The 22,417-nt window shown below is 65.6% G+C and carries 23 protein-coding genes and 2 riboswitches; of the genes, 12 read left to right on the forward strand and 11 right to left on the reverse strand.

Annotated elements, in window-relative coordinates; all coding sequences use genetic code 11:
- Positions 1 to 110: 110 nt before the first annotated feature.
- Positions 111 to 1,556: an oxygenase MpaB family protein gene (locus F624_RS0115350; RefSeq protein WP_019575209.1), complete on the reverse strand. Its 1,446-nt coding sequence runs from the start codon at positions 1,554 to 1,556 to the stop codon at positions 111 to 113.
- A 220-nt stretch (positions 1,557 to 1,776) separates the two neighbouring features.
- On the opposite strand from F624_RS0115350, the gene F624_RS0115355 reads away from it, so the two are divergent.
- Positions 1,777 to 2,385 carry a gamma-glutamylcyclotransferase gene (locus F624_RS0115355; protein ID WP_420536250.1) on the forward strand — a complete coding sequence of 203 codons (609 nt, stop codon included), beginning with the start codon at positions 1,777 to 1,779 and terminating at the stop codon, positions 2,383 to 2,385.
- Here the strand turns inward: F624_RS0115355 and F624_RS0115360 are convergent, their stop codons facing one another.
- From F624_RS0115360 to F624_RS0115370, 3 genes are all read right to left on the reverse strand, one after another.
- Positions 2,386 to 2,988 carry a nucleotidyltransferase family protein gene (locus F624_RS0115360; RefSeq protein WP_019575211.1) on the reverse strand — a complete coding sequence of 201 codons (603 nt, stop codon included), beginning with the start codon at positions 2,986 to 2,988 and terminating at the stop codon, positions 2,386 to 2,388. It lies immediately after the preceding gene.
- 128 nt (positions 2,989 to 3,116) lie between these two features.
- On the reverse strand, positions 3,117 to 3,755 hold the full coding sequence (locus tag F624_RS0115365) for a CoA transferase subunit B (RefSeq protein WP_019575212.1): 639 nt from the start codon (positions 3,753 to 3,755) through the stop codon (positions 3,117 to 3,119).
- Between the two features lie 2 nt (positions 3,756 to 3,757).
- Positions 3,758 to 4,465, reverse strand: coding sequence for a CoA transferase subunit A (locus tag F624_RS0115370; protein ID WP_019575213.1), 708 nt, complete (start codon positions 4,463 to 4,465; stop codon positions 3,758 to 3,760).
- A 107-nt stretch (positions 4,466 to 4,572) separates the two neighbouring features.
- Between F624_RS0115370 and F624_RS0115375 the strand changes: the two genes are divergently transcribed.
- Together F624_RS0115375 and F624_RS0115380 are read left to right on the forward strand one after the other, a co-directional pair.
- Entirely contained in the window at positions 4,573 to 5,127 is a 555-nt protein-coding gene (locus F624_RS0115375; protein WP_027475340.1) for a PAS and helix-turn-helix domain-containing protein, read from the forward strand.
- Positions 5,128 to 5,203: 76 nt separating this feature from the next.
- Positions 5,204 to 5,710, forward strand: a complete 507-nt coding sequence (locus tag F624_RS0115380) for a DUF1993 domain-containing protein (RefSeq protein ID WP_019575215.1) — start codon at positions 5,204 to 5,206, stop codon at positions 5,708 to 5,710.
- A 232-nt stretch (positions 5,711 to 5,942) separates the two neighbouring features.
- Here F624_RS0115380 and F624_RS0115390 read toward each other — a convergent pair whose 3' ends face one another.
- Entirely contained in the window at positions 5,943 to 6,251 is a 309-nt protein-coding gene (locus F624_RS0115390) for a hypothetical protein (protein ID WP_019575217.1), read from the reverse strand.
- 178 nt (positions 6,252 to 6,429) lie between these two features.
- Between F624_RS0115390 and F624_RS0115395 the strand changes: the two genes are divergently transcribed.
- Positions 6,430 to 7,011, forward strand: coding sequence for a peroxidase-related enzyme (locus tag F624_RS0115395; RefSeq protein ID WP_031255164.1), 582 nt, complete (start codon positions 6,430 to 6,432; stop codon positions 7,009 to 7,011).
- 34 nt (positions 7,012 to 7,045) lie between these two features.
- Here F624_RS0115395 and F624_RS0115400 read toward each other — a convergent pair whose 3' ends face one another.
- Together F624_RS0115400 and F624_RS0115405 are read right to left on the reverse strand one after the other, a co-directional pair.
- A complete protein-coding gene (locus tag F624_RS0115400; protein WP_019575219.1) occupies positions 7,046 to 7,468 on the reverse strand; it encodes an acyl-CoA thioesterase in 423 nt (140 codons plus the stop codon).
- An 11-nt stretch (positions 7,469 to 7,479) separates the two neighbouring features.
- Complete coding sequence (locus F624_RS0115405; protein ID WP_019575220.1) at positions 7,480 to 8,262, reverse strand: SDR family oxidoreductase; 783 nt, start codon at positions 8,260 to 8,262, stop codon at positions 7,480 to 7,482.
- Positions 8,263 to 8,389: 127 nt separating this feature from the next.
- On the opposite strand from F624_RS0115405, the gene F624_RS0115410 reads away from it, so the two are divergent.
- The 7 genes from F624_RS0115410 to gcvP all read left to right on the forward strand — a co-directional run bounded on the left by F624_RS0115410 (position 8,390) and on the right by gcvP (position 17,993).
- Positions 8,390 to 10,081 carry an electron transfer flavoprotein-ubiquinone oxidoreductase gene (locus F624_RS0115410; RefSeq protein ID WP_019575221.1) on the forward strand — a complete coding sequence of 564 codons (1,692 nt, stop codon included), beginning with the start codon at positions 8,390 to 8,392 and terminating at the stop codon, positions 10,079 to 10,081.
- A 204-nt stretch (positions 10,082 to 10,285) separates the two neighbouring features.
- Complete coding sequence (locus tag F624_RS0115415; protein WP_031255165.1) at positions 10,286 to 11,260, forward strand: TRAP transporter substrate-binding protein; 975 nt, start codon at positions 10,286 to 10,288, stop codon at positions 11,258 to 11,260.
- Between the two features lie 107 nt (positions 11,261 to 11,367).
- Complete coding sequence (locus F624_RS0115420; protein ID WP_019575223.1) at positions 11,368 to 11,880, forward strand: TRAP transporter small permease; 513 nt, start codon at positions 11,368 to 11,370, stop codon at positions 11,878 to 11,880.
- An 18-nt stretch (positions 11,881 to 11,898) separates the two neighbouring features.
- On the forward strand, positions 11,899 to 13,191 hold the full coding sequence (locus tag F624_RS0115425) for a TRAP transporter large permease (protein ID WP_019575224.1): 1,293 nt from the start codon (positions 11,899 to 11,901) through the stop codon (positions 13,189 to 13,191).
- A 31-nt stretch (positions 13,192 to 13,222) separates the two neighbouring features.
- Positions 13,223 to 13,334, forward strand: a riboswitch (glycine riboswitch).
- 9 nt (positions 13,335 to 13,343) lie between these two features.
- Positions 13,344 to 13,454: riboswitch (glycine riboswitch) on the forward strand.
- 50 nt (positions 13,455 to 13,504) lie between these two features.
- Positions 13,505 to 14,647, forward strand: a complete 1,143-nt coding sequence (gcvT, locus tag F624_RS0115430; RefSeq protein ID WP_019575225.1) for a glycine cleavage system aminomethyltransferase GcvT — start codon at positions 13,505 to 13,507, stop codon at positions 14,645 to 14,647.
- 45 nt (positions 14,648 to 14,692) lie between these two features.
- A complete protein-coding gene (gene gcvH / locus F624_RS0115435; RefSeq protein WP_019575226.1) occupies positions 14,693 to 15,067 on the forward strand; it encodes a glycine cleavage system protein GcvH in 375 nt (124 codons plus the stop codon).
- A gap of 28 nt (positions 15,068 to 15,095) precedes the next feature.
- Positions 15,096 to 17,993, forward strand: a complete 2,898-nt coding sequence (gcvP, locus tag F624_RS0115440; protein ID WP_019575227.1) for an aminomethyl-transferring glycine dehydrogenase — start codon at positions 15,096 to 15,098, stop codon at positions 17,991 to 17,993.
- A 65-nt stretch (positions 17,994 to 18,058) separates the two neighbouring features.
- On the opposite strand, the gene F624_RS0115445 is transcribed toward gcvP, so the two are convergent.
- The 4 genes from F624_RS0115445 to F624_RS0115460 all read right to left on the reverse strand — a co-directional run bounded on the left by F624_RS0115445 (position 18,059) and on the right by F624_RS0115460 (position 20,117).
- Complete coding sequence (locus tag F624_RS0115445) at positions 18,059 to 18,415, reverse strand: HepT-like ribonuclease domain-containing protein (RefSeq protein WP_031255166.1); 357 nt, start codon at positions 18,413 to 18,415, stop codon at positions 18,059 to 18,061.
- The gene (locus F624_RS0115450) at positions 18,412 to 18,702 is read right to left on the reverse strand and encodes a nucleotidyltransferase family protein (protein WP_031255167.1); all 291 of its coding nucleotides are present in this window, start codon (positions 18,700 to 18,702) and stop codon (positions 18,412 to 18,414) included. Before F624_RS0115450 ends, F624_RS0115445 begins: the two co-directional genes overlap by 4 nt.
- A 333-nt stretch (positions 18,703 to 19,035) precedes the next feature.
- Complete coding sequence (locus F624_RS0115455; RefSeq protein ID WP_019575230.1) at positions 19,036 to 19,458, reverse strand: DUF5615 family PIN-like protein; 423 nt, start codon at positions 19,456 to 19,458, stop codon at positions 19,036 to 19,038.
- On the reverse strand, positions 19,455 to 20,117 hold the full coding sequence (locus F624_RS0115460; RefSeq protein WP_019575231.1) for a DUF433 domain-containing protein: 663 nt from the start codon (positions 20,115 to 20,117) through the stop codon (positions 19,455 to 19,457). The genes F624_RS0115455 and F624_RS0115460 overlap by 4 nt, the downstream gene beginning before the upstream one ends.
- Positions 20,118 to 20,260: 143 nt before the next feature.
- Here F624_RS0115460 and F624_RS0115465 point away from each other — a divergent pair, with 143 nt between their 5' ends.
- A complete protein-coding gene (locus tag F624_RS0115465; RefSeq protein ID WP_019575232.1) occupies positions 20,261 to 22,375 on the forward strand; it encodes a PAS domain-containing hybrid sensor histidine kinase/response regulator in 2,115 nt (704 codons plus the stop codon).
- Positions 22,376 to 22,417 lie beyond the last annotated feature (42 nt).

A 22,417-nucleotide genomic window follows, 5' to 3' on the forward strand; every position in this document is an offset into this window, starting at 1 on the left:
CGCCGTGACAGGCAATGCACAACATCTAACGAACTCCTGGTGGTCGCAGCACAGCCCGTCTCAAGGGCGCGGCGACAGCGAAAAAACAAACAGCCGGGACAGTGGGCAGGTCATGGCTGGGGGGCACCGGGCGGGCTGGTCAACCTGGGGCCATGGACATAACGCTCAATCGCATTGAGCCAGCGCGGGGCCTTGGGGTCGACCGACCAGGTGTGCAGCGTGGCATGGACTTCGCCCAACAATTCGGTGGGCAACACCAGAGGCCGCGTCTGACTGAGGAGGAACGCCCAGACATACTGCTGCCCGATCAAACGGGTGAAGAAGCGCGCCAGCGAAAACCCAGGCACGAACACGCGCACCAGCGCATCCAGCCCCCGCGTCAAAGCCATGCCCGCGTTGAAGAGGAACACGCTCAAGCCGCCGGCAGGCGTGCGCACACCAATCTCGTCCGCCACTTCCTGACCACACAGATGATGGATCATCAAAGGCCCCACAGGCTTGAGCACGCGCAAGGGAACAACGCTTTCCAGGTTGGCCACCAGCGCTTGGCCCAGCAATGGGCGCACGTCCGGCATGGGCCGGCCCGCCCGCGCACGTTGCTGGATCAGGGCGAACAGCTGGGCCGCGCTGCCGTAGTCGCTGGCCAGCATGGCCTCGCTCACGCCCAGCAGGCGGGCGGCCCGGTTCCAGCAATGCAGGTAAGCCGTCTCCTGCTCGGGCTGCAAACCAAGCCCCAGGCGACGCAAGCTGCGCAGAAAAACGAAGCTGAAGGTCAGCAAGGTGTAGCCCAGCTCCTCCTGGTTGCAGGGCATGCCGTGCTGGTGCAGATCCCACCCATGAGACAGCAAGCTGGCTTGCAGCCCCTGCACCGGCGTGGCAGAAGACAGCGGCGGCACCATGCCCTGCGGCGTGCCGGCGGCCCGCCGCACCGACTCCAGCACCACTTGAGGTTCGCCGCGCAGGATCAGGTGGCGGATGGTGGCATGGATCAGGCGCACCTTGAGGACCTGACCCACCCCACGCCCGCTGGCCGAGGTCAGTCCACCAGGCAGCATGACCGGAAAGATCATGGCGGCGGTGGCGCGGATGCGGTGATCGGTGTGCTGCTCCAGTTGGCCGGCCACATGCAGAACATCGGACAGGTCGGGCACCACATAGCACTCGGGCAGGCTGGCACAGAATTGAATCAGGCACGACAGCACGCCCAGCTCGGCAAACACCTTTTCGGCCTGGTCGACCTGTGGGTCGGTCTCCCAGGCGTAGCCCTGCAGGGCCTGGTGCACGTAGTCGATCAGGATGCCTGCCAGATCAGGGTGGGCCGGAGGCGGCTGGGGCCGCCAGTCGGCCAGGCCGCCATTGACCGGCATCTGGTGCAGCAGGCGGGTGGCCGCATTGAGGCGTTCCAGCGGCGCCTGGTTGAGCTGCTGCAACTGCTCCAGGCTGTGACCGGCCTGGGGCCGAACCCAATCGTGCATCAGCCGGGCCACCGTGGCATCGGCCAAGGGATCGCCTGCGTACCGCAGAGCGTCCAGCGCTTCATTGCTCCAAGTCTGCATGGAACCCTTTGTGAGATGGATGGCTGAAAATATCATATTGAAACGAACAATCTGACGAAACCCTGTCGCGGGCGGCAAATCCGCGGCTTTTCTGACGTTCGATTCGATGGGAATGCAGGTGGAATCATTCTGAAAACCACAGGCGATCGCGTCGGCCCGGTGCGCTGGCGCAAAATACCCACTCCACCCTGACCCCAGCGCCCCGGAATTCGAAGCACCCATGAGTGAATTCACCCCAGCAGGCATGACGGCCTTGCGCGACCCCGGCCCCATGTTGGAACACACCCGACGCCAGTGGGGCGGGCAGCACGACTTGTGGGTTTTTGCCTACGGATCGCTGATCTGGCGCCCCGAATTTGCGTTTGACGAGCAGCGCCCGGCGCGCGTGCATGGCTGGCACCGCGCCCTCAAGATGTGGAGCCGCATCAACCGGGGCACCCCGGAGTGCCCGGGTCTGGTGTTCGGCATGTTGTCGGGCGGGAGCTGCCAGGGTGCCGTGTTCCGCATCCCGCGCCACGAGGCCGAATCGGCCCTGGTGCGCCTGTGGCACCGCGAGATGATGACCGGGGTGTACGACCCGCGCTGGCTGCGCTGCCACACCCCGCAGGGCCCGGTGTCGGCGCTGGCCTTCACGCTGTCACGGCGCAGCCCCAGCCACACAGGCCAGCTCAGCGAAGCCGATTACCAACGCATCTTCAGCCAGTCGTGCGGCAAGTTCGGCACCACCCTCGACTACGTGCGCCAGACCCACGAAGGCCTGCTGAAACTGGGCATCCACGACCGCAGCCTGGCCCGCCTGTTGCGGCTGGCCCCCCACGGCGCGGGCTGATCAAGGCCACGGGTGGGACGCACGGACCGCGCGAGCCGCACGGGCCAGGTCGTCCAGGGTGTCGATGTCGGTCACGATGCCGGCGTCGTCCAGGTCCAGCATGAGCGCCTGACCCAGCCCCTGCCACTGGCGCAGCACCGAGGCCGCGCCCACATCGCCCGACAGGGCCAGCAAGCCTTCGCGGCAGACGGCGGCAAACCCCACCGGATGCCCCTTTTCACCGGCATGGCGCGGCAGCACGACCGACCAGCGCGACAGCGCCTCGGCCACCCGCTGCAGGCTCTCGGGCTGCACCAGCGGCAGGTCCCCGGGCAGGATCAGCCAGCCCGGGGCCTGGGCGGTGGCCCGCACGGCCGCCGCAATGCTGTCACCCATGCCCGGGTGGCCCCGATCCTCCAGATGCCAGGCCAGGCCGCTGGCACGCACCGCGTCCAGGGTGCGCTGCAGCACGGGGCGCCCCCCCAGGTCGGCCTGCAGCTTGTGGGTCAGGCCACCCGAGGCACGAAACCGTTCGCCGCGCCCGGACGCCAGCACCAGCACGACCGGGCCCGGGCCAGGCGGGGCATGCACGGGTTCGAAGGCCGTCTTGTGCTCATGTTCCATGCGCCCGATTCTGCCCATCTGAGCCTGGGCAAGGTCTGTGGATCACGAAAAAAAAGACGAGGCCAGGCTCGTCTTCTGAAAAACCGCCGCTCGAGAGACTCGGGGCGGTGAGGGGCTCGGTCGGCTGATCAGATCAGCGTGACGCCGGTCTTGGATTGCAGGAACTCGCGGGTCACGCCCGGGGCCAGCTCCACCACCTTGAGGCCTTCAGGGGTGACATCCATCACGGCCAGGTCGGTGATGATGCGGTCCACCACACCCACGCCGGTCAGCGGCAGAGTGCATTGCGGCAGGATCTTCAGGTCTTCGGTGCCGTCTTTCTTCTTGGCCACGTGTTCCATCAGCACGATCACGCGCTTGACGCCGGCCACCAGATCCATCGCACCGCCCATGCCCTTGACCATCTTGCCCGGGATCATCCAGTTGGCCAGATCGCCTTTTTCGCTGACCTGCATGGCGCCCAGGATGGACAGGTTGATCTTGCCGCCACGGATCATGGCAAAGCTGTCATGGCTGCCGAAGATGGACGAGCCCTTGATGGTGGTGACGGTCTGCTTGCCGGCGTTGATCAGGTCGGCGTCGACCTCGTCCTCGGTCGGGAAAGGGCCGATGCCCAGCATGCCGTTCTCGGACTGCAGCCACACCTCGATGGTCGAAGGCACGTGGTTGGCCACCAGGGTGGGGATGCCGATGCCCAGGTTGACGTAGAAGCCGTCTTCCAGTTCGTGTGCGGCACGGGCCGCCATTTGGTCTTGATTCCAGGGCATGTTCAGACTCCTGCCTTTTCGGTGATGGTGCGTTTCTCGATGCGCTTCTCGGGCTGGGCGTTGAGCACCAGGCGGTGCACATAGATGCCAGGCAGGTGCACGTCGTCGGGCGCGATCTCGCCCACTTCGACGATCTTCTCGACCTCGACGATGCACAGCTTGCCGGCCATGGCCACGGCAGGGTTGAAGTTGCGCGCGGTGTAGCGGAAACGCAGGTTGCCGGCCTTGTCGGCCACATCGGCCTTCACCAGGGCCACGTCGGGCACCAGCGAGCGTTCCATCACATAGGTTTCGCCGTCGAAATCACGCAGCTCCTTGCCGTCGGCCACCACCGTGCCCACGCCGGTCTTGGTGAAGAAGGCCGGGATGCCGGCGCCGCCCGCGCGCAGCTTTTCGGCCAGCGTGCCCTGGGGGGTGAATTCCAGCTCCAGCTCGCCCGCCAGGTACTGGCGTTCGAACTCCTTGTTTTCACCCACATAGCTGGAGATCATCTTCTTGATCTGGCGGGTTTCGAGCAGCTTGCCCAGGCCGAAACCGTCAACCCCGGCGTTGTTCGAAATCACCGTGAGGTTCTTGGCGCCGGTGTCGCGCAAGGCGTCGATCAGGGCCTCGGGAATGCCGCAGAGGCCGAAGCCGCCGACAGCCAGCAATTGCCCGTCACTGACCACGCCCTTGAGCGCTTCGGTGGCGGAGGGAAAAAGTTTGTTCACAAATGTCTCCTGAAGATGCGTGCAGGTGGAACTTAGAATCGCTGAAGATACTACCTATTTGAATACGTAGAAGCTCGTAAGCAAGACCCTGTAGGACAACCCCCTTGATTCCACTGGACTACCGCCTGGCATTCGACCTCGCCCCCGTCGGCCTGGTGCTGTCGCGCCACCGCGCCATCGTGGACTGCAACCTGCATGTGTGCGAGATGTTCGGCACCACACGCGACCAGTTGGTGGGCCAGTCGTTCAAGGTGCTGTACCCGAGCGCCGACGAATACGAACGCACCGGTGAACGCATCGCGCCCATCCTGAATGCCCATGGCCATTACTCGGACGACCGGGTCATGAAGCGGGTGGACGGCCGTTTCAAGGGAGAGACCTTCTGGTGCCACGTGACGGGCCGGGCGCTGAACCGCGACAACCCGCATGAGGCCGGCATCTGGACCTTTGAAGACCTGAGCTCACGCCGCCCGGTCAAGGCCGAGCTGACGGCCCGCGAACGGGAGGTGGCCGCCCATTTGATGAACGGCTTGACGTCCAAGGAGATCGGGCGCTCGCTGGCCATCAGCCACCGCACCGTCGAGATCTACCGCGCCCGCCTGATGCGCAAGTACAAGGCCAACACCACCGCCGACCTGGTGCACCGGCTGCTGGCGGGGTGACGGTCGGCTGGCCAGCACGATGCCGATATTTGGCGGATCATGGCGGCTCTCAAGCATCACCCCAAGAAAGTCCCCCATGAGCATTTCGATGTACCAGGCCAGCGTGCCCGTTTTTGTGCGCCAGTTGAGCGCCCTGTCCAGCATTCTTGAAAAAGCGGCCGCCCATGCGGCCGCCCAGGGCACCGACCCCGCCACCTACGGGCAGTTGCGCCTGGCACCCGACATGCTGCCCCTGACCAGCCAGGTCTTCATCGCGGCCGACACCGCCAAAGGCTGTGCCGCCCGCCTGGCCGGCGTAGAGGCCCCAGCCTTCCCGGACACCGAAGTCACCCTGGCTGAGTTGCAGGCGCGCATCGCCAAGACCCTTGACTACCTGAAGACCCTCGCCCCGGCGCAGATCGATGGCTCGGAGGCGCGTGAGGTGGTGCTGAAGTTGCGCAGCGGCGACCGGCACTTCACCGGCATCGACTACCTGCTGAGCTTTGCCCTGCCCAACTTCTTCTTCCACGTGACCACGGCCTATGACCTGCTGCGCCACCAGGGCGTGCCCCTGGGCAAGCTGGACTACCTGGGCGCACGCTGAGCCGACGTAAAAAGGCCACCCCGAAACGGGGTGGCCGCGGTCCGGGCCGTTGCGCAACCCGGGTCCTCAAAAAAAACGGCCCAGGGGTGAGCCGCGCCGGCAGCCGGCCCCGTCCGTGCCAGCCCTCAGGCGGCGGTGCCCTGCCCCACGGAGGCGGCCCAGCCTTGCAAGGCCTGCCAGAACTCCTCTCGCCAAGGCCGCAGGCGGCCGCCCGGCTGGTTCTTGCCGGCCCTCATGCGCCCACCCCGTGCCGGGCCAGGCTCTGCAACACCACGGCCAGGCCACCGACGTTGAGGATCAGACCGATCCACATGCGGGCGCCCATGGGGCCCCCGAGACCGAGCTTGCGGGTCAACTCGGCGCCGTAGCCGGCCCGGCTGTCGTGCGTCACACGGCGCACCTGGGTCCCTCGCGGCACGTCAACCATGTTGCAGGTCAAAACACCCTGCGCCGAAGCTGAAAGCGGGCGGCCTGCACTGAGGCTGTGATTCGGGTCCAAAATCCCGCTGCCGGAGGCGGTGGTCAGGATGGGCTGGCTCATGATGGGGTCCTTGAGGATGAAGGAGAACGCGGTGAAGCCATGTTAAAAAAGCCCTCAAAATAAGTAAAAACAATTACTTCTAAAGTTTCAATAGCTTTTTCGAAACCAAGCTTTTGCGTTCCAATGCCCCTCACCTCGCAACCCTATGATGGCAAGCACAAGCACTATGGAGACCGAAATGAACCGTTCACGCTATGAGCCGCCAGAGTTGAACAATGTCCCTGACGATATTCGGGAAAAAATTCTGGCCGTGCAGGACAAAGCCGGGTTTGTGCCACAGGTTTTTCTGACATTGGCGCGCCGCCCGGCCGAATGGCGGGCCTTTTTTGCCTACCACGATGCCTTGATGCTCAAGGAAGAAGGGTCGCTGACCAAGGGCGATCGGGAAATGATCGTCACCGCCACCAGTGCGGCCAACCAGTGCCTGTATTGCGTGGTGGCCCATGGCGCGCTGCTGCGCATCTACGAAAAAAAGCCGCTGGTGGCCGATCAGGTCGCCATCAACTACCGCAAGGCCGAGATCAGCCCGCGCCAGCGCGCCATGCTCGACTTCGCGATGAAGGTCTGCGAACGCTCGCACGAGGTGGACGAGGCCGACTTCCCGCCCCTGCATGCCCAGGGCTTCTCCGACGAAGACATCTGGGACATCGCGGCCATCACCGCGTTTTTCGGCATGTCCAACCGCATTGCCAGCTTCAGCGGCATGTTGCCCAACCCGGAGTTCTACCTGATGGGCCGCGTGCCCAAGGCCAAGGGCTGAGGCCTCTGCGGCCTCAGGCTACCCCCGGCCAGGCTCAGTCGGCCACGTGGGCGCGCATCCAGTCGGGCAGAGGCACCGCTTTCTGCTTCGGGAAATCCACCCAGATCGTGGTGGCCCCGCCGGCCGCACAGACCACGTCGGGCTGGTCCACCCGCGCCAGCGTGGCCCAGGTCTCGAAGGTGGTGCGGGCCGGGTCGCTCACGTACATGCGCGCCAGCACCTCGCCCGGGTATTCCAACTGGCGGTAGAAGTTGCAGAAGGCGTTGACGATCACCGGGCCCTCGCCCTGCGGCGCGGGCGGGCAGCCAATGGCCTGCATCCAGTCGATGCGCAGGGTTTCGAGGTAGCGGAAATAGCTGGTGTTGTTGACGTGGCCCATGGCGTCCATGTCGCCCCATCGGATGGGGATGCGCATCTCATGGACCAGGCGCTTGCGCTCGGGAATCTCGATCCGCACAGCGCCGCCCCTCAGACGGCAAAGCCGTCGTCGGCCGCGATGATCGCGCCGTTGACGAAATGGCTTTGATCGCTGGCCAGCATCACCAGCAGGGCGTCCAGGTCTTCGGGCTTGCCCACGCGCTTGCGCGGCAGCATGTTGACCAGCTTCTGCCCCTGTTCGGTCTGCCAGTGGTGGTGGTTGATCTCGGTGTCGATGTAGCCGGGGCAAATGGCGTTCACATTGATGCCGAAACGGCCCCACTCCAGGGCCATGGCCTTGGTCATCTGCACCACGGCGGCCTTGCTCATGCAGTAGGCGCCGATCTGGGGCAGCACCTTCAGGCCCGCCATCGAGGCGATGTTGATGATGCGCCCACCGGTGTAGGTGCCGGGCGCGGCGCCGCGGGCACGCGCCAGCATGCGCTTGCCCACCTCTTGCGCCACGAAGAAGGAGCCCTTGACGTTGGTGTCGAAGATGAAGTCGAAGTCGTCTTCGCCCACGTCCTGGATGCGCTGGGTGGTGCTGACGCCCGAGTTGTTGACCAGGATGTCGATGGACCCCACCTCGGTCTCGGCGTGCGCCACCGCGGCGCGGATGCTGTCCAGATCGGTCACGTCCAGGGGCAGCACATGGGCGCAGCCGCCCTCGCCCTCGATGTGGGCGCGCAGCTCCTTGAGCTTCTCGACCCGGCGGCTGGCCAGCACCACGGCGGCGCCGGCACGGGCCAGCGTGCGGGCAAACTGGGCACCGAGCCCACTGGAGGCGCCGGTGACAAAGGCCACGCGGCCCGACAAATCGATGCTGAAAGCCATTTACAGTGTCTCCACAAGGACAAAAAAACGAACGACCGTTCTAATTCAACCCTGCTGCGAATAAAATGCCGCGCAGCCGGTTACAACTGAGTCACCGAACCCAAATCATTATCCAGCGAGACGCCCCATGACCAACGAAGAAATCCTGTCCCAATACGGCCCGCGAGAGGCCATGGAATACGACGTCGTCGTCGTGGGGGGCGGCCCGGGCGGCCTGGCCACCGCGATCCGGCTCAAGCAACTGGCCGCCGAAAAAGGCACGGACGTGTCGGTGGTGGTGCTGGAAAAAGGCTCCGAACCCGGCGCGCACATCCTGTCGGGCGCCATCATGGACCCCAAGGCCCTGACCGAGCTGCTGCCCAACTGGAAGGCCGACGGCGCCCCGCTGAACCAGCCGGTGACCGACGATGCCTATGTTTTCCTCGGCGAGAAGTCGGGTTTTCGCGTGCCCAACTTCCTGTTGCCTCCTTTTGCCCACAACCATGGCAACTACATCGTCAGCCTGGGCGCCGTCACCAAGTGGCTGGGTGAGCAGGCCGAAGCCCTGGGCGTGGAAATTTTCCCCGGCTTCAGTGCGGCAGAGGTGCTCTACAACGAGGACGGCTCGGTCAAAGGCGTGGCCACGGGCAACATGGGCATCAACAAGGAAGGCGAGCCCACGGGCGACTTCCAGCTGGGCATGGAACTGCATGCCAAGTACACCGTGTTCGCCGAGGGCGCGCGCGGCCACCTGGGCAAACAGCTGATCGCGCGCTTCAAGCTCGACGAAGGCCGTGACCCGCAGAGCTTCGGCATCGGCATCAAGGAGCTGTGGGAGATCGACCCGGCCCGCCACAAGCCGGGCTTTGTGATGCACACCGCCGGCTGGCCCATGGAGTCCGACACCTACGGCGGCGCCTTCCTGTACCACCTGGAAGGCAACAAGGTTGCACTCGGCTTTGTCACTGGCCTGGGTTACGCCAACCCCTATCTCAGCCCCTTCGAAGAGCTGCAACGCTGGAAGACCCATCCGAACGTTCGCTACTACTTTGAAAACGACAAGGGTGAAATCACCGCCAAGCGCCTGTCCTATGGCGCGCGCGCCATCAATGCCAGCGGTATCAACGCCCTGCCGAAGACGGTGTTCCCAGGCGGCGCTCTGGTCGGCTGCAATGCAGGCTACCTCAACGTCGGCCGCATCAAGGGCAGCCACGCTGCCATCAAGACCGGCATGTTGGCCGCCGAGGCCGCCTATGACGCGGTGGTCGCCGGGCGCCAGCACGATGAACTGGCGGCCTACCCCGAGGCCTTCGAGCGCAGCTGGCTGCACACCGAACTGAACAAGGACCGCAACTTCAAGAACTGGTTCAAGTACGGTCTGACCACGGCAACCCTGATGAACGGTTTCGAGCAGTTCGTGCTGCGCGGCCACATCCCCTGGACTCTGCGCCGCAACAAGCCCGACCACGCCTACCTGAAGCCGGCCGCCGAGTGCCAGCCGATCAACTACCCCAAGCCCGATGGCAAGCTGACGTTCGACCGCCTGTCCAGCGTGTTCATCAGCAACACCAACCATGCCGAAAACCAGCCGGCCCACCTGACGCTGAAAGACGCCTCGGTGCCGGTGAACGTGAACCTGGCCAAGTACGCAGGCCCCGAGGCCCGCTACTGCCCGGCCGGCGTGTACGAGTTCGTCAAGAACGACGACAACAGCGACCGCCTGCAGATCAACGCCCAGAACTGCGTGCACTGCAAGACCTGCGACATCAAGGACCCGACCCAGAACATCGTCTGGGTGACCCCCGAAGGCGGCGGCGGCCCGAACTACTCGGGCATGTAACACCGCCGGCAGCCTCTGTTCAAGCGCCCCTCGTGGGCGCTTTTTCATGTCCGCAGTCACCTGAATGACCGGCCCGCGTTGCCGCACCGCCAAAGCTAGCGAAAACCCGGATTCAGCCGTTCGTCCCTGCCCCGCATAATGAAAAAGTTGTATGACAAATTTACTTTGACTCGCAACCGAAACAAGCACAAGCAAGGAGACAAGATGACCCTTTCACGCACCGCCCTGTCCATGATGCTGGCCGCCGGCCTCACAGGCGCCGCCTTCGCACAGACCACCACGCTGAAGATCGGCTATGCCACCACCAAGGACTCTCATTACGGTGTCGGCTCCACGGTGTTCTGCGACGAGATCGAAAAAGGCACCCAAGGCCGTTACAAGTGCCAGCAGTTCCCCAGCTCCGCCCTGGGCGGCGAGCGCGAGATGATCGAGGCCGTGCAACTGGGCACCCAGGACCTGGTCAACACCTCGACCGGCCCGGTGGGCAACTTTGTGCCCGAGGTGAAGATCGTCGACATCCCCTTCCTGTTCCGCGACTACGACCACGCCCGCAAGGTGATGGACGGCCCGATCGGTCAGGACCTGCTGAGCAAATTCCCCTCCAAGGGCCTGATCGCCCTGGCCTGGACGGAAAACGGCTTCCGCCACATGACCAACAACAAGCGCGACATCGTCAAGCCCAGCGATGCCGCCGGCCTGAAGATGCGCACCATGGAGAACAAGGTGCACATGGAGGGTTACAAGACCTTCGGCATCCTGCCCACACCCATGGCCTTCCCCGAACTCTTCGGCGCCCTGCAGCAAGGCACGGTCGACGGCCAGGAAAACCCGATCCCGGTGATCCTGTCGTCCAAGTTCTCCCAGGTGCAAAAGCACCTGTCGCTGACCGGCCACGTGTACTCGCCCGCCCTGCTGCTGGTGTCCCAGCGTGTCTGGAGCAAGCTCAGCGACGCCGACAAGAAGGTGTTCCAGGAAGCGGCCAAGAAAGGCGCCGTGGCCCAGCGCAAGAAGGTCAACGATGACGAGAACAACGGCATTGCCCAGTTGGAAAAGGACGGCATGACCGTGACCCGCAAGGTCGACAGCGCGGCCTTCCGCGACGCCCTCAAGCCCGCCTACGTGAGCTACGCCAAGGAATTTGGCGCCGACAACATCAAGAAGATCCAGGACGTGCGCTGAGCGCCGCCCTGCCGGCCCGGTGCCCCTTGCGGCTGCCGGGCCGGCCCCCGCGCCGCCGCTGTGGCGGCGCGCCCCCTCCCGCCCCGGGCGCACCGCGCTGAATCCCCATGAACACCTTTGAACGCTACTTTGTGGCCACCAACCGCTGGGCCCTGATCGTGCTGCTGGCGGCCATGTCGGTCATCATCTTTGCCAACGTGGCCCTGCGCTACCTGACGAATGCCTCGATCGAATGGGCCGAAGAGGTGGCCCGCCACATGATGATCTGGCTGACCTTCATCGGCTCGGGCATGGTGATGCGCTACGGCGGCCACATCGCGGTCGAGAACCTGCAGGACGCCTTCCCTCGCCCGGTGGGCCAGGCCATCCGCGTGCTGGTGGCCCTCCTGCTGATGGCTTTCTTCGTGATGATGACCTGGATCGGCTGGCAATACACCCAGCGCGCCATGTTCCAGATGACGGCGGCCACCCAGATCCCCTTCGGCTACATCTACATGGCCATTCCCGTCGGTGGGCTGCTGCTGTGCATCCACTTCCTGCTGGTGCTGCGCCACTACATCACCGACCGCAAGTTCGCCACCGATGCGCAGTTCGATGCCACGGCCAGCGCTTCCATCTGACCCCGCAAGGCCTTTCCCATGAACCCCAGTCTTGTTCTCATCATCGCGGCCTGCGTGTACCTGGCCATCGGTGTGCCCGTGGCCTTTGCCCTGGGCCTGGCCACCGCCACGGCCCTGGTGCTGACCGACAGCTACCCCCTGCTGGTGCTGCTGAAGGAAACCTTCACCGGCGTCGACAGCTTTCCACTGATGGCCGTGCCCTTCTTCATCCTGGCCGCCGAACTGATGAGCGGCGGCTCCCTGACCGAGGTGCTGCTCAAGTTTGCCGGCCAGTTCGTGGGCCACAAGCGCGGCGGCCTGGGCTACACCAACGTGGTGTCGCTCACCTTCTTCTCGGGCATCTCGGGCTCGGCCCTGGCCGATGCGGCCGGCCCCGGCTCGATGCTGATCCGCATGATGGACAAGGCCGGTTACGACAAGTCGTACGCCGCCGCCCTGACGGCCTCGACCGCCATCGTGGGCCCCATCATCCCGCCCTCGATCACCATGATCGTCTATGCCCTGCAAGACGAGAGCGTGTCGGTGGGCGCCCTGTTCGTGGCCGGCATCCTGCCGGGCATCCTGATTGCCGTGGCCATGTGCATCGTCAACTGGCATGTCTCGAAGAAGCGCAACTACAAGGGCGCCGGCCAGTTGCCCCCGCTCAAGGAGATCCTGGTCAACACCTGGAAGGCCCTGCCCGCCCTGATGCTGCCCATCCTGATCCTGGGCGGCATGCGCGCCGGCTGGTTCACGCCCACCGAGGCCTCGGTGGTGGCGGTGTTCTATGCGCTGTTCTGCGGCAAGTACGTGTACCGCACCCTGAAATGGTCGGCCGTGCCCAACATCCTGGCCTATTCGTCGCTGCTGACGGCCTCGGTGCTGATCATCATCGGCCTGTCGGGCTCGTTTGCCTGGCTGCTGACCATCGAGGGCCTGCCCCAGTTGATGGCCGACTGGCTGATCGGCATGAACCTGTCGCCCTGGATGTTCCTGATCGTGGTGAACGTGTTCCTGCTGGTGTTCGGCATCTTCATCGAGCCGCTGCCCGGCGTGATGGTGCTGGTGCCCATCCTGGCACCGGTGGCCCTGAAGCTGGGCGTGGACCCGATCCAGTTCGCCATGATCGTGATTTACAACCTGACCCTGGGCATGATCACGCCGCCGGTGGGGGGCTTGCTGTTCGTGACCTCGAACGTGTCCAAGGTGCCCTTGTCCGAACTGACGCGCGAGCTGATGCCCTTTCTGTGGGCCCATGGCGTGGTGCTGGTGCTGATCACCTTTGTGCCGGCGCTGAGCAGCTGGCTGCCGCACGCGCTCGGTTTCAAATAATCGGCCCCAGGCCTGGGCGGCCACGTTATACTGCCTCCCGTCAGGAGAGAGCCCGATCCCGAATCGGGCCGCCGAAGGCGAAAGCGAAGCCCACCGACCGGTGCATCGCCCTAACGCTCAGGCAGAAGGACTGACACCCGTCTGGCAACAGACGTTTCCCAGCTGGAGAGAGGCTGCACCATCTGAGCATGGGGCGGCCCACCGAAGGAGCAAGCCCGCATCGCCGGGTGAATCTCTCAGGTAAAGCGGACAGCCGGGGCCCCTGCGCAGCAGCCGTTGTGGCTGCGCGTGCCGTGCCCCCTCTGCCAAAGGCTTGACCGTGACCGATTCCGCTCTGCTGACCACCCCCCTGAACGCCCTGCACCTTGAACTCGGTGCCCGCATGGTGCCTTTTGCCGGCTACTCAATGCCGGTGCAGTACCCGGCCGGCCTGATGGCCGAGCACCTGCACACCCGCAGCGCCGCCGGGCTGTTCGATGTGTCGCACATGGGCCAGTTGCGCCTGGTCGGGCCCGATGCGGCCGCCGCCTTCGAAAGCCTGATGCCGGTCGATGTGATCGGCCTGGGCGTGGGCAAGCAGCGCTACGGCCTGCTGCTCAATGACGAGGGCGGCATTCTGGACGACCTGATGTTCGTGAACCGGGGCGACGACCTGTTCGTGATCGTGAACGGCGCCTGCAAGGTGGCCGACATCGCCCACATCCAGGCCCGCATCGGCCAGCGCTGCCAGGTGATCCCCCTGCCCGAGCAGGCCCTGCTGGCCCTGCAGGGCCCGCAGGCCGTGACGGCCCTGAGCCGCCTGGCCCCTGGCGTGGCCCAGCTGGTGTTCATGACCGGTGGCGCCTTCAGCATCGCCGGCATCGACTGCTATGTGACCCGCAGCGGCTACACCGGTGAAGACGGCTTCGAGATCTCGGTGCCCGCGGCCCAGGCCGAGGCCCTGGCGCGCACCCTGCTGGCCCAGCCCGAGGTCAAGCCCATCGGCCTGGGCGCACGCAATTCGCTGCGCCTGGAAGCCGGCCTGTGCCTGTACGGCAACGACCTGGACACCACCACAACCCCGGTCGAGGCCGGCCTGACCTGGGCCCTCCAGCAGGTGCGCCGTGCCGGTGGCGAGCGCGAGGGCGGCTTCCCGGGCGCAGCCAAGGTGCTGGCCCAACTGGCCGACCTGCAAGGCACGGCCGGCGTGCTGACCCGCAAGCGCGTGGGCCTGGTGGCCCTGGAGCGGGTGCCGGTGCGCGAACACACCGAGCTGCAGACCCTGACCGGCGAGCGCGTCGGCGAGGTCAGCAGCGGCCTGCTGGGCCCCAGCATCAACCAGCCCGTGGCCATGGCCTATGTGCGCGCCGACCAGGCCGCCCTGGGCACCCGGCTGAACGCCATCGTGCGCGGCAAGCCGGTGGCCATGCAAGTTGCTGCCATGCCCTTCGTTCCCAACCGATACTACCGGGGCTGATTTGCATCCAGCCTCACAAGCAACACACCTATTTCAGGAGAAATCATGAGCGTCAAATTTTCCAAAGAGCACGAGTGGATCAACGCCGCCGACAGCAACGCCGCCGTGGTCGGCATCACCGTCCATGCGCAAGATGCGCTGGGTGACGTGGTCTTCGTCGACCTGCCCGAGGTCGGCAAGACCTTTGCCGCGGGCGACGTGGCCGGTGTGGTCGAGTCGGTGAAGGCCGCGGCCGACGTCTACATGCCGGTGGACGGCGAGATCGTCGAAGTCAACGAAGCCTTGCGCGACGACCCCTCGCTGGCCAACAGCGATCCGCTGGCCAGCGGCTGGTTCTTCAAGGTCAAGCTGTCCAACCCGGCCCAGCTCGATGGCCTGATGGACGAGACCACCTACTCCGACTTCACCAAGAACGCCTGAGCCCAGGCGCCTCACCCCGAGTTTTCCCATGCTGATGCAATCCGCCCTTCCCCTCGCTGAACTTGAGAACCCGGCCGAATTCCGGGCCCGCCACATCGGCATCGGCCCCGAAGACGAAGCCCACATGCTGAGCACCGTGGGCGCCGCCTCGCGCCGGGCCCTCATCGAAGGCATCGTGCCGCGCAGCATTGCGCGCGGCACGGCCATGGACCTGCCCGCCCCCGTGACGGAAGCAGACGCCCTGGCCGAGTTGAAGGCGATGGCATCCAAGAACAGAATTTTGCGCAGCCACATCGGCCAGGGCTACTACGGTACCCACACGCCCGGTGTGATCCTGCGCAACATCCTGGAAAACCCCGCCTGGTACACCGCCTACACGCCGTACCAGGCCGAAATCTCACAAGGCCGCATGGAGGCGCTGGTCAACTTCCAGACCCTGGTGTGCGACCTGACCGCCATGCCCATGGCCAATGCCTCCATGCTCGACGAGGCCACCGCCGCCGCCGAGGCCATGACCCTGGCCAAGCGCTCGGTCAAGTCCAAGGCCAGCGCCATCGTGGTGGCCGGCGACTGCCACCCGCAGAGCATCGAGGTGATCCAGACCCGCGCCGCACCGTTGGGCTTCGACGTGATCGTGGCCCACACAGCCGACGAATGGACCACCGCCCTGGCCGAGCGCGACTACTTTGCCGCCGTGGCGCAGTACCCCGGCACGTTTGGTGAACTGCGTGACTTCCGGGCCGACGTGGCCACGGTGCACGCCAAGCAGGCAGCCTTCATCGTGGCGGCCGACCTGCTGGCCCTGACCCTGCTCACCCCTCCAGGCGAATGGGATGCCGACATCGTGATCGGCAGCACCCAGCGCTTTGGCATGCCCATGGGCGCCGGCGGCCCGCATGCGGCCTTCATGGCCTGCCGCGATGAGTTCAAGCGCTCCATGCCCGGCCGCCTGGTGGGTGTCAGCGTCGACAGCCACGGCCAGCCGGCCTACCGCCTGGCCCTGCAGACGCGCGAGCAGCACATCCGCCGCGAAAAAGCCACGTCCAACATCTGCACCGCGCAGGTGCTGCCTGCGGTGGTGGCCAGCATGTACGCCGTCTACCACGGCCCCGCCGGCCTCAAGCGCATTGCCAGCCGCATCGCGGCCTACACAGCCATTCTGGCCGCCGGCCTGCAGCAGCTGGGCCACACGATCCAGCACAGCGGCGCTTTTGACACGGTGAGTGTCGCTGCCGGCGCACAAGCCCAGGCCATCCTGGCCAAGGCCCTGGCCGCAGGCGTGAACCTACGCCTGTCGGCAGGCGGCACGCTCAGCATCTCGCTCGACGAGACCAGCACCCGCGAGCACATCGAAGACCTGTGGGCCTTCTTTGCCACGGCGGGCCAGGCCCTGCCCTCGATGGGCGCCTTCGAAAAAGGCATCGAGCCGCTGATCCCGGCCGAACTGCGCCGCAGCAGCCCCTACCTGACGCACCCGGTGTTCAACACCCACCACAGCGAAACCAGCATGCTGCGCTACCTGCGCCGCCTGGCCGACAAGGACCTGGCTCTGGACCGCAGCATGATCCCGCTGGGCAGCTGCACCATGAAGCTCAATGCCACCAGCGAGATGATCCCCATCACCTGGCCCGAGTTTGCCAACCTGCACCCCTTTGCCCCGGCCGACCAACTGCAAGGCTACAAAGAGCTGGACGAGCAGCTGCGCCAGTGGCTGTGCCAGGCCACCGGCTACGCCGGCATCAGCCTGCAGCCCAATGCCGGCAGCCAGGGCGAGTACGCCGGCCTGCTGGTCATCAAGGCCTGGCACGCCTCGCGCGGTGACAGCCACCGCAATATCTGCCTGATCCCCTCCTCGGCCCATGGCACCAACCCGGCCAGCGCCCAAATGGTGGGCCTGCAGGTGGTGGTGACCGCCTGCGACGCCAACGGCAACGTCGACCTGGCCGACCTGCGCGCCAAGTGCGAGCAGTACAGCGACCGCCTGGCCGCCGTGATGATCACCTACCCCAGCACCCACGGCGTGTTCGAGACCAGCGTCAAAGAGCTTTGCGCCCTGGTGCACCAGCACGGTGGCCGCGTCTATGTGGACGGCGCCAACATGAACGCGCTGGTCGGCGTGGCCGCCCCTGGCGAATTCGGCGGCGACGTGAGCCACCTGAACCTGCACAAGACCTTCTGCATCCCGCACGGCGGTGGCGGCCCCGGTGTCGGCCCGGTCTGCGTGGTCGAAGACCTGGTGCCCTTCCTGCCCGGTCATGCCACCGCGGGCCTGCCGGTCAATGGCGTGGGCGCCATCAGCGCTGCCCCGCTGGGCAACGCCGCCGTGCTGCCCATCAGCTGGATGTACTGCCGCATGATGGGCGCCGAGGGCCTGCAGGCGGCCACCGAGGCCGCCATCCTGTCGGCCAACTACATCAGCGCCCGCCTCAAGAACCACTACCCCACGCTGTACGCCAGCGAGAACGGCCATGTGGCGCACGAGTGCATCCTGGACCTGCGTCCCCTGAAGGACGCCACCGGCGTGGCCGCCGAAGACGTGGCCAAGCGCCTGATCGACTACGGCTTCCACGCCCCCACGCTGAGCTTCCCGGTGCCCGGCACCCTGATGGTCGAGCCCACCGAGAGCGAGACCCGCGACGAGCTGGACCGCTTCATCGACGCCATGATCGCCATCCGTGAAGAGATCCGTCAGATCGAGGCCGGCATCTGGCCCCAGGACGACAACCCGCTGAAGAACGCCCCCCACACCGCCGCCAGCCTGATGGGCGCCGACTGGACCCACCCCTACTCCCGCGAGGTGGCCGCCTACCCGGTGGCCAGCCTGCGCCAGACCAAGTACTGGTCCCCCGTGGGTCGGGTGGACAACGTGTGGGGTGATCGCAACCTGTTCTGCAGCTGCGTGCCGGTGAGCGAGTACGCTCAGTAAACGATGCGCCCTGTTCCTGCAGGGCATCGCGCGCTGGCGTCTGCGGCGCCGGGCCGGGGGCCTCTTCAGCCCTCGGCATCCTGGCGCACCCCGGGCAACTGCTCGAGCAAGGCTGGCAACCATGCCTGTACCGTCTCCCAGACGATGTCAAGGTTGATTTCAAAGTAGCCGTGCGCCATGCGGTTGCGCATATTGCGCATGCTGCGCCATGGCACAGCCGGGTGCTGCTCAGTGAACGCAGGGTACGAATCGATGACGTTGGTGGCCGCTTCGCCAATGACGATCAAACACATGATGACCGCCATTTGGGTGCGCTTGTCGGCCTGAAATTCGTCTTTGCCCATCCCCCTCAAGAAGCTGCAGGCATCAGCGGCGGCCTGTTGAATGTGTTCCAAGCAATCAGGCAGGCGATTCCGGGTCATACCGGCTGCGCCTCAGCCAGGACATCGTCACGAAACTTGGAGGGCAAATCGCCCGGCGTCAGCAAATCGACGGTCACACCGAGCAGTGATTTCAGCTCTTCCTGCAAATCGCCCAAGTCCAGCAACGTGACCCCCGGCAACGCATCGACCAAGATATCAAGGTCGCTGCTGTCTTGATCACTGCCATGCAACACCGAGCCGAACACGCGGGGGTTCTCAACGCGATAGCGGCCTACGGCTTCCCGCACTTCGCATCGTTTCAATTCAAGCGCAACTGACGGTCGCATGGACACCCTTTGTAAAGGCCAACCGCTGAGATCATAGGCAATCAAGGCGGGAGTATCAAAATCGATGATCCGCCGGCGAGAACCCTGCCTTGATCCACAAGGGCATCGCCACCCCATCTGGCGGGCCTCTTGGTGTCGAGCGCAACGCGAGTCCGATTCCCTTGGCGTGTCAGTCAGCAACCGACCTGGCACTCCGCAGCCCCACCCACCAGGTACGGGTCCGCCGCGGGCCGGGTGGACAACGTGTGGGGCGATCGCAACCTGTTCTGCTGCTGCGTGCCGGTGAGCGAGTACGCGGCCTGAGGCCCAGGGCTTTATCAGACCAGCGCCGGCTCAAGTCGGGTCGGGTATGTCGTAGATCAACATGTCGACGGAGCCATCTTCGTTCTCGAAGACCTCCAGCGCCGTGTTGACCAGGTCTTCCAGTTCGGCCACCTGATTCAGGGCCATCTGGAACAGTGCATGCTGTCGCAAGAGGTCGAGGGGGTGCACTGAGCCCAGGCACACCAGGCCCGCATGGATGGGCTGCTTGGCGTGCTCCCCTGCCAGGCGGTCTGGACCGCCTCCACGAAAGTCGATGGCGTTGTGCGTCACCAGCGTCCAGTCACCCGCCACCACGTGCTCTATGAGCTTCCAATCCTTGGTGCCGGTGAGTCCGCGGTCTCGCACGCAGCTGGACTCGGGATACCCCGCCTGAACAGCGCGTTGAACCAGCTCAGGCGACAGACACTCGTCGATCAGGAAGCGTATCGTCATGCGCCTGCGGCGTGCCGCACGACCCGCATGATGCGTGGTTCAAGCGCGGGGCTCAGATCGGCCAGGCGGCGCGGTCGACCTCTTCTGGGGTGCACGAGTGCGAAAACCTGGGCCGATTCGATGTGGGCTTCGGTCAGAAAAGGGTAGGAGTCCTGAAGTCGATCCAGCCCGATACCCGCCGCCAGCGAGCCCAGCACCACCTCACTGGGTACACGGGTTCCGGCAAAGACCGGGGTTCCCCCCAGGATCTCCGGGTCCGTGACCACCAGCGCATCAGCCTGCTCCACCTGCTTCACGCGCTGCAGGGCTTGCTCAAGAAAAGGCAACACGTCGACCTCCACAAAACTGCGCTCCACCTTCCAACTGATGGCATCCAGTTGCATCAAGGTCAGCAGTGCGTCTTTCATCGGCAAATGATCGATGCGAGCACTGAGTTCGTCCAGCACCTGCCGCCGAGCCCTTGCCATCAGCAGATCCTCGGTCGCGAAATAGAACTTGGCGAACCCGGCCCCCAGTCGGGTGAACAGGCGGGTGCTGCCTCGCTGTTGAAAAACGCTGTCCGGCAGCAAACGTTCATCCACCACCCGGTGCATCTGCCGATCCGACAGGTCCGCGATGAAAGCGGCCTCTGCGCTGGGAATGAAGAGTGACGCGGACATATAAACCTCCGATCCATCGGAAGTATATAGAGCACTCACGCCGCCACAGACATGAATGCACTCCACCGCCTCAGCCGCCAGTCATTACACTTGGGCCTCAGTTTCGACCGCCCATGACTTCTCCCGCCTTTTACTCCCAGGATATGACCGACCCGGCGCGGCCCTTGCCGACCGACGGCGCCGAGGTGCTGCGCCGGCTCGTGGCCGAGCTGCAAAGCCAGAACGAGATCCTGCGCTACAGCCAGGCCAATGCGGAGAGTGCCTCGGAGCGTTTCGAGACCCTGTTCTCCAGCGTGCCCCTGCCGCTGATGGTGATCGACGAGCACGACATCGTGGCCCAGGCCAACTCGATGGCGCACCGGCGCTTCCAGCCCACCGAAGCCGACCGCCCCCTGGTGTCGCTGATGCCTTTTGTGAGCGAGGCCCATGTCGGCAAGGTGCAGCAGGCCCTGGCCCAGGCGCAAAGCGAAGGCCAGGGCGAGGCCACCGAGGTGGTGTTCGCCATCGGTGACAGCGGCCAACTGACCGGCGATCTGCACGTGCGCCGGCTCGAAACCCACCAGGACGGCGCGCAGCCCCTGGTGCAGTACATCTGCGCCGTGATCGACCAGGGCCCGCTGCTGGCCGAGCGCCGTGCCCTGCAGGAGAGCGCCGCCGCGCTGCAGGAGCGCAATGAACAGCTGCACGCCAGCGAACGGCGCCTGGAGGCCATCATCAACTCGGCGCTGGACGCCATCGTGTGCGTGGACAAGGACCAGCGCATCACCGTGTTCAACCCCACGGCCGCGGCCCTGTTCCAGTGCCCCGCCAGCGACGCCCTGGGCAGCCCGCTGGAGCGCTTTCTGCCCAACGCCAGCGAGGCCCTGGCCTTCACCCAGACCGCCAGCCAGGCCTTGCTAGGCGACCTGACGGCCCGCACCGCCAGTGGCAAGGAGCTGTCGGTCGAGGTCAGCGTCTCGGTGGAGCGCCATGCCGAAGGCGAGACCATCACCGTGTTCGCGCGCGACCTGACCGCCCGCAAGCGCGCCGAGGCGCACCGGGCCGAGCTCGAGGTGCAGCTGCGCGAATCGCAGAAGATGCAGGCCGTGGGCACCATGGCCGGCGGCATCGCGCACGATTTCAACAACATCCTGGGCGCCATCCTGGGCAACGTCGAACTGGCCCGGGGCGACCTGGCTGCCGAATCGCCGGCCCTGATCAGCCTCAACGAGATCGACAAGGCCGGCCGCCGCGCCCGTGAGCTGGTGCGCCAGATCCTGACCTTCAGCCGCAACGAGGCGCCACGGCGCAGCCCCCTGGCGCTGGAAGAGGTGGTGCACGAAACCGAGCGCCTGCTGCACGTCACGCTACCACCGGGCATCACCCTGCACCTGGACCTGGCGCCCCACACCCCGCGGGTGCTGGCCGATGCCACCCAGGTTGAGCAGGCCCTGCTCAACCTGTGCACCAACGCCATCCACGCCATGGAGCCCGGCCCGGGCCGGGTGACCATCCGGCTGACCCCGCTGATGCCCGATGCCCGCTTGCGCGAGCGCCTGCGCCTGCCCCCCGGCCCCTACCTGTGCCTGAGCGTGCATGACAGCGGCCAGGGCATGGACGCGGCCACCCTGCAGCGCATCTTCGAGCCCTTCTTCACCACCAAGCCCGTGGGACAAGGCACGGGCCTGGGCCTGGCCGTGGTGCACGGCGTGATGCGCACCCACGACGGCGCGGTGGACGTGCAAAGCAAACCCGGCCAGGGCAGCACCTTTTCGCTGTACTTTCCGGCCCTGCGCGGGGCCCAGGCCGTCAACCCATTTCACGAGACGCACGGCGGTGCAGCCACGGCACCGAGCGCCCCGCCCGCCAGCCCGGCCCCTGGGGTCAAGGAAGCCGCCCCGGCCCCCGAAGGCCAAGGCCACCGCGTCATGTACGTCGATGACGACACCGCCCTGGTGTTTCTGGTGGAGCGCCTGCTACGTCGCCGCGGCTACCGCGTCAGCACCTACACCGATCCCCAGGAGGCAGCCGCCGCCCTGCGCGCCGACCCGCAGGCCTGCGACCTGCTGGTGACCGACTACAACATGCCGGGCTACTCGGGCGTGGACCTGCTGCGCGAGGTGCGCGGCATCCGCCCCGACCTGCCGGTGGCCCTGGCCTCGGGCTATGTGACCGCCGAGATCGAGCGCAGCGCGCTGGCCGAAGGCGCCCGCGCCCTGATCCACAAACCCAACGATGTCGAAGAGCTGTGCGCCACCGTGCAGCGCCTGCTGAGCTGAGAACAGTTGCCGTTCTGAAACCAGCCCCGCCCCTGAACCCCC

This window comes from Curvibacter lanceolatus ATCC 14669 (assembly GCF_000381265.1).
GTDB lineage: Bacteria > Pseudomonadota > Gammaproteobacteria > Burkholderiales > Burkholderiaceae_C > Curvibacter > Curvibacter lanceolatus.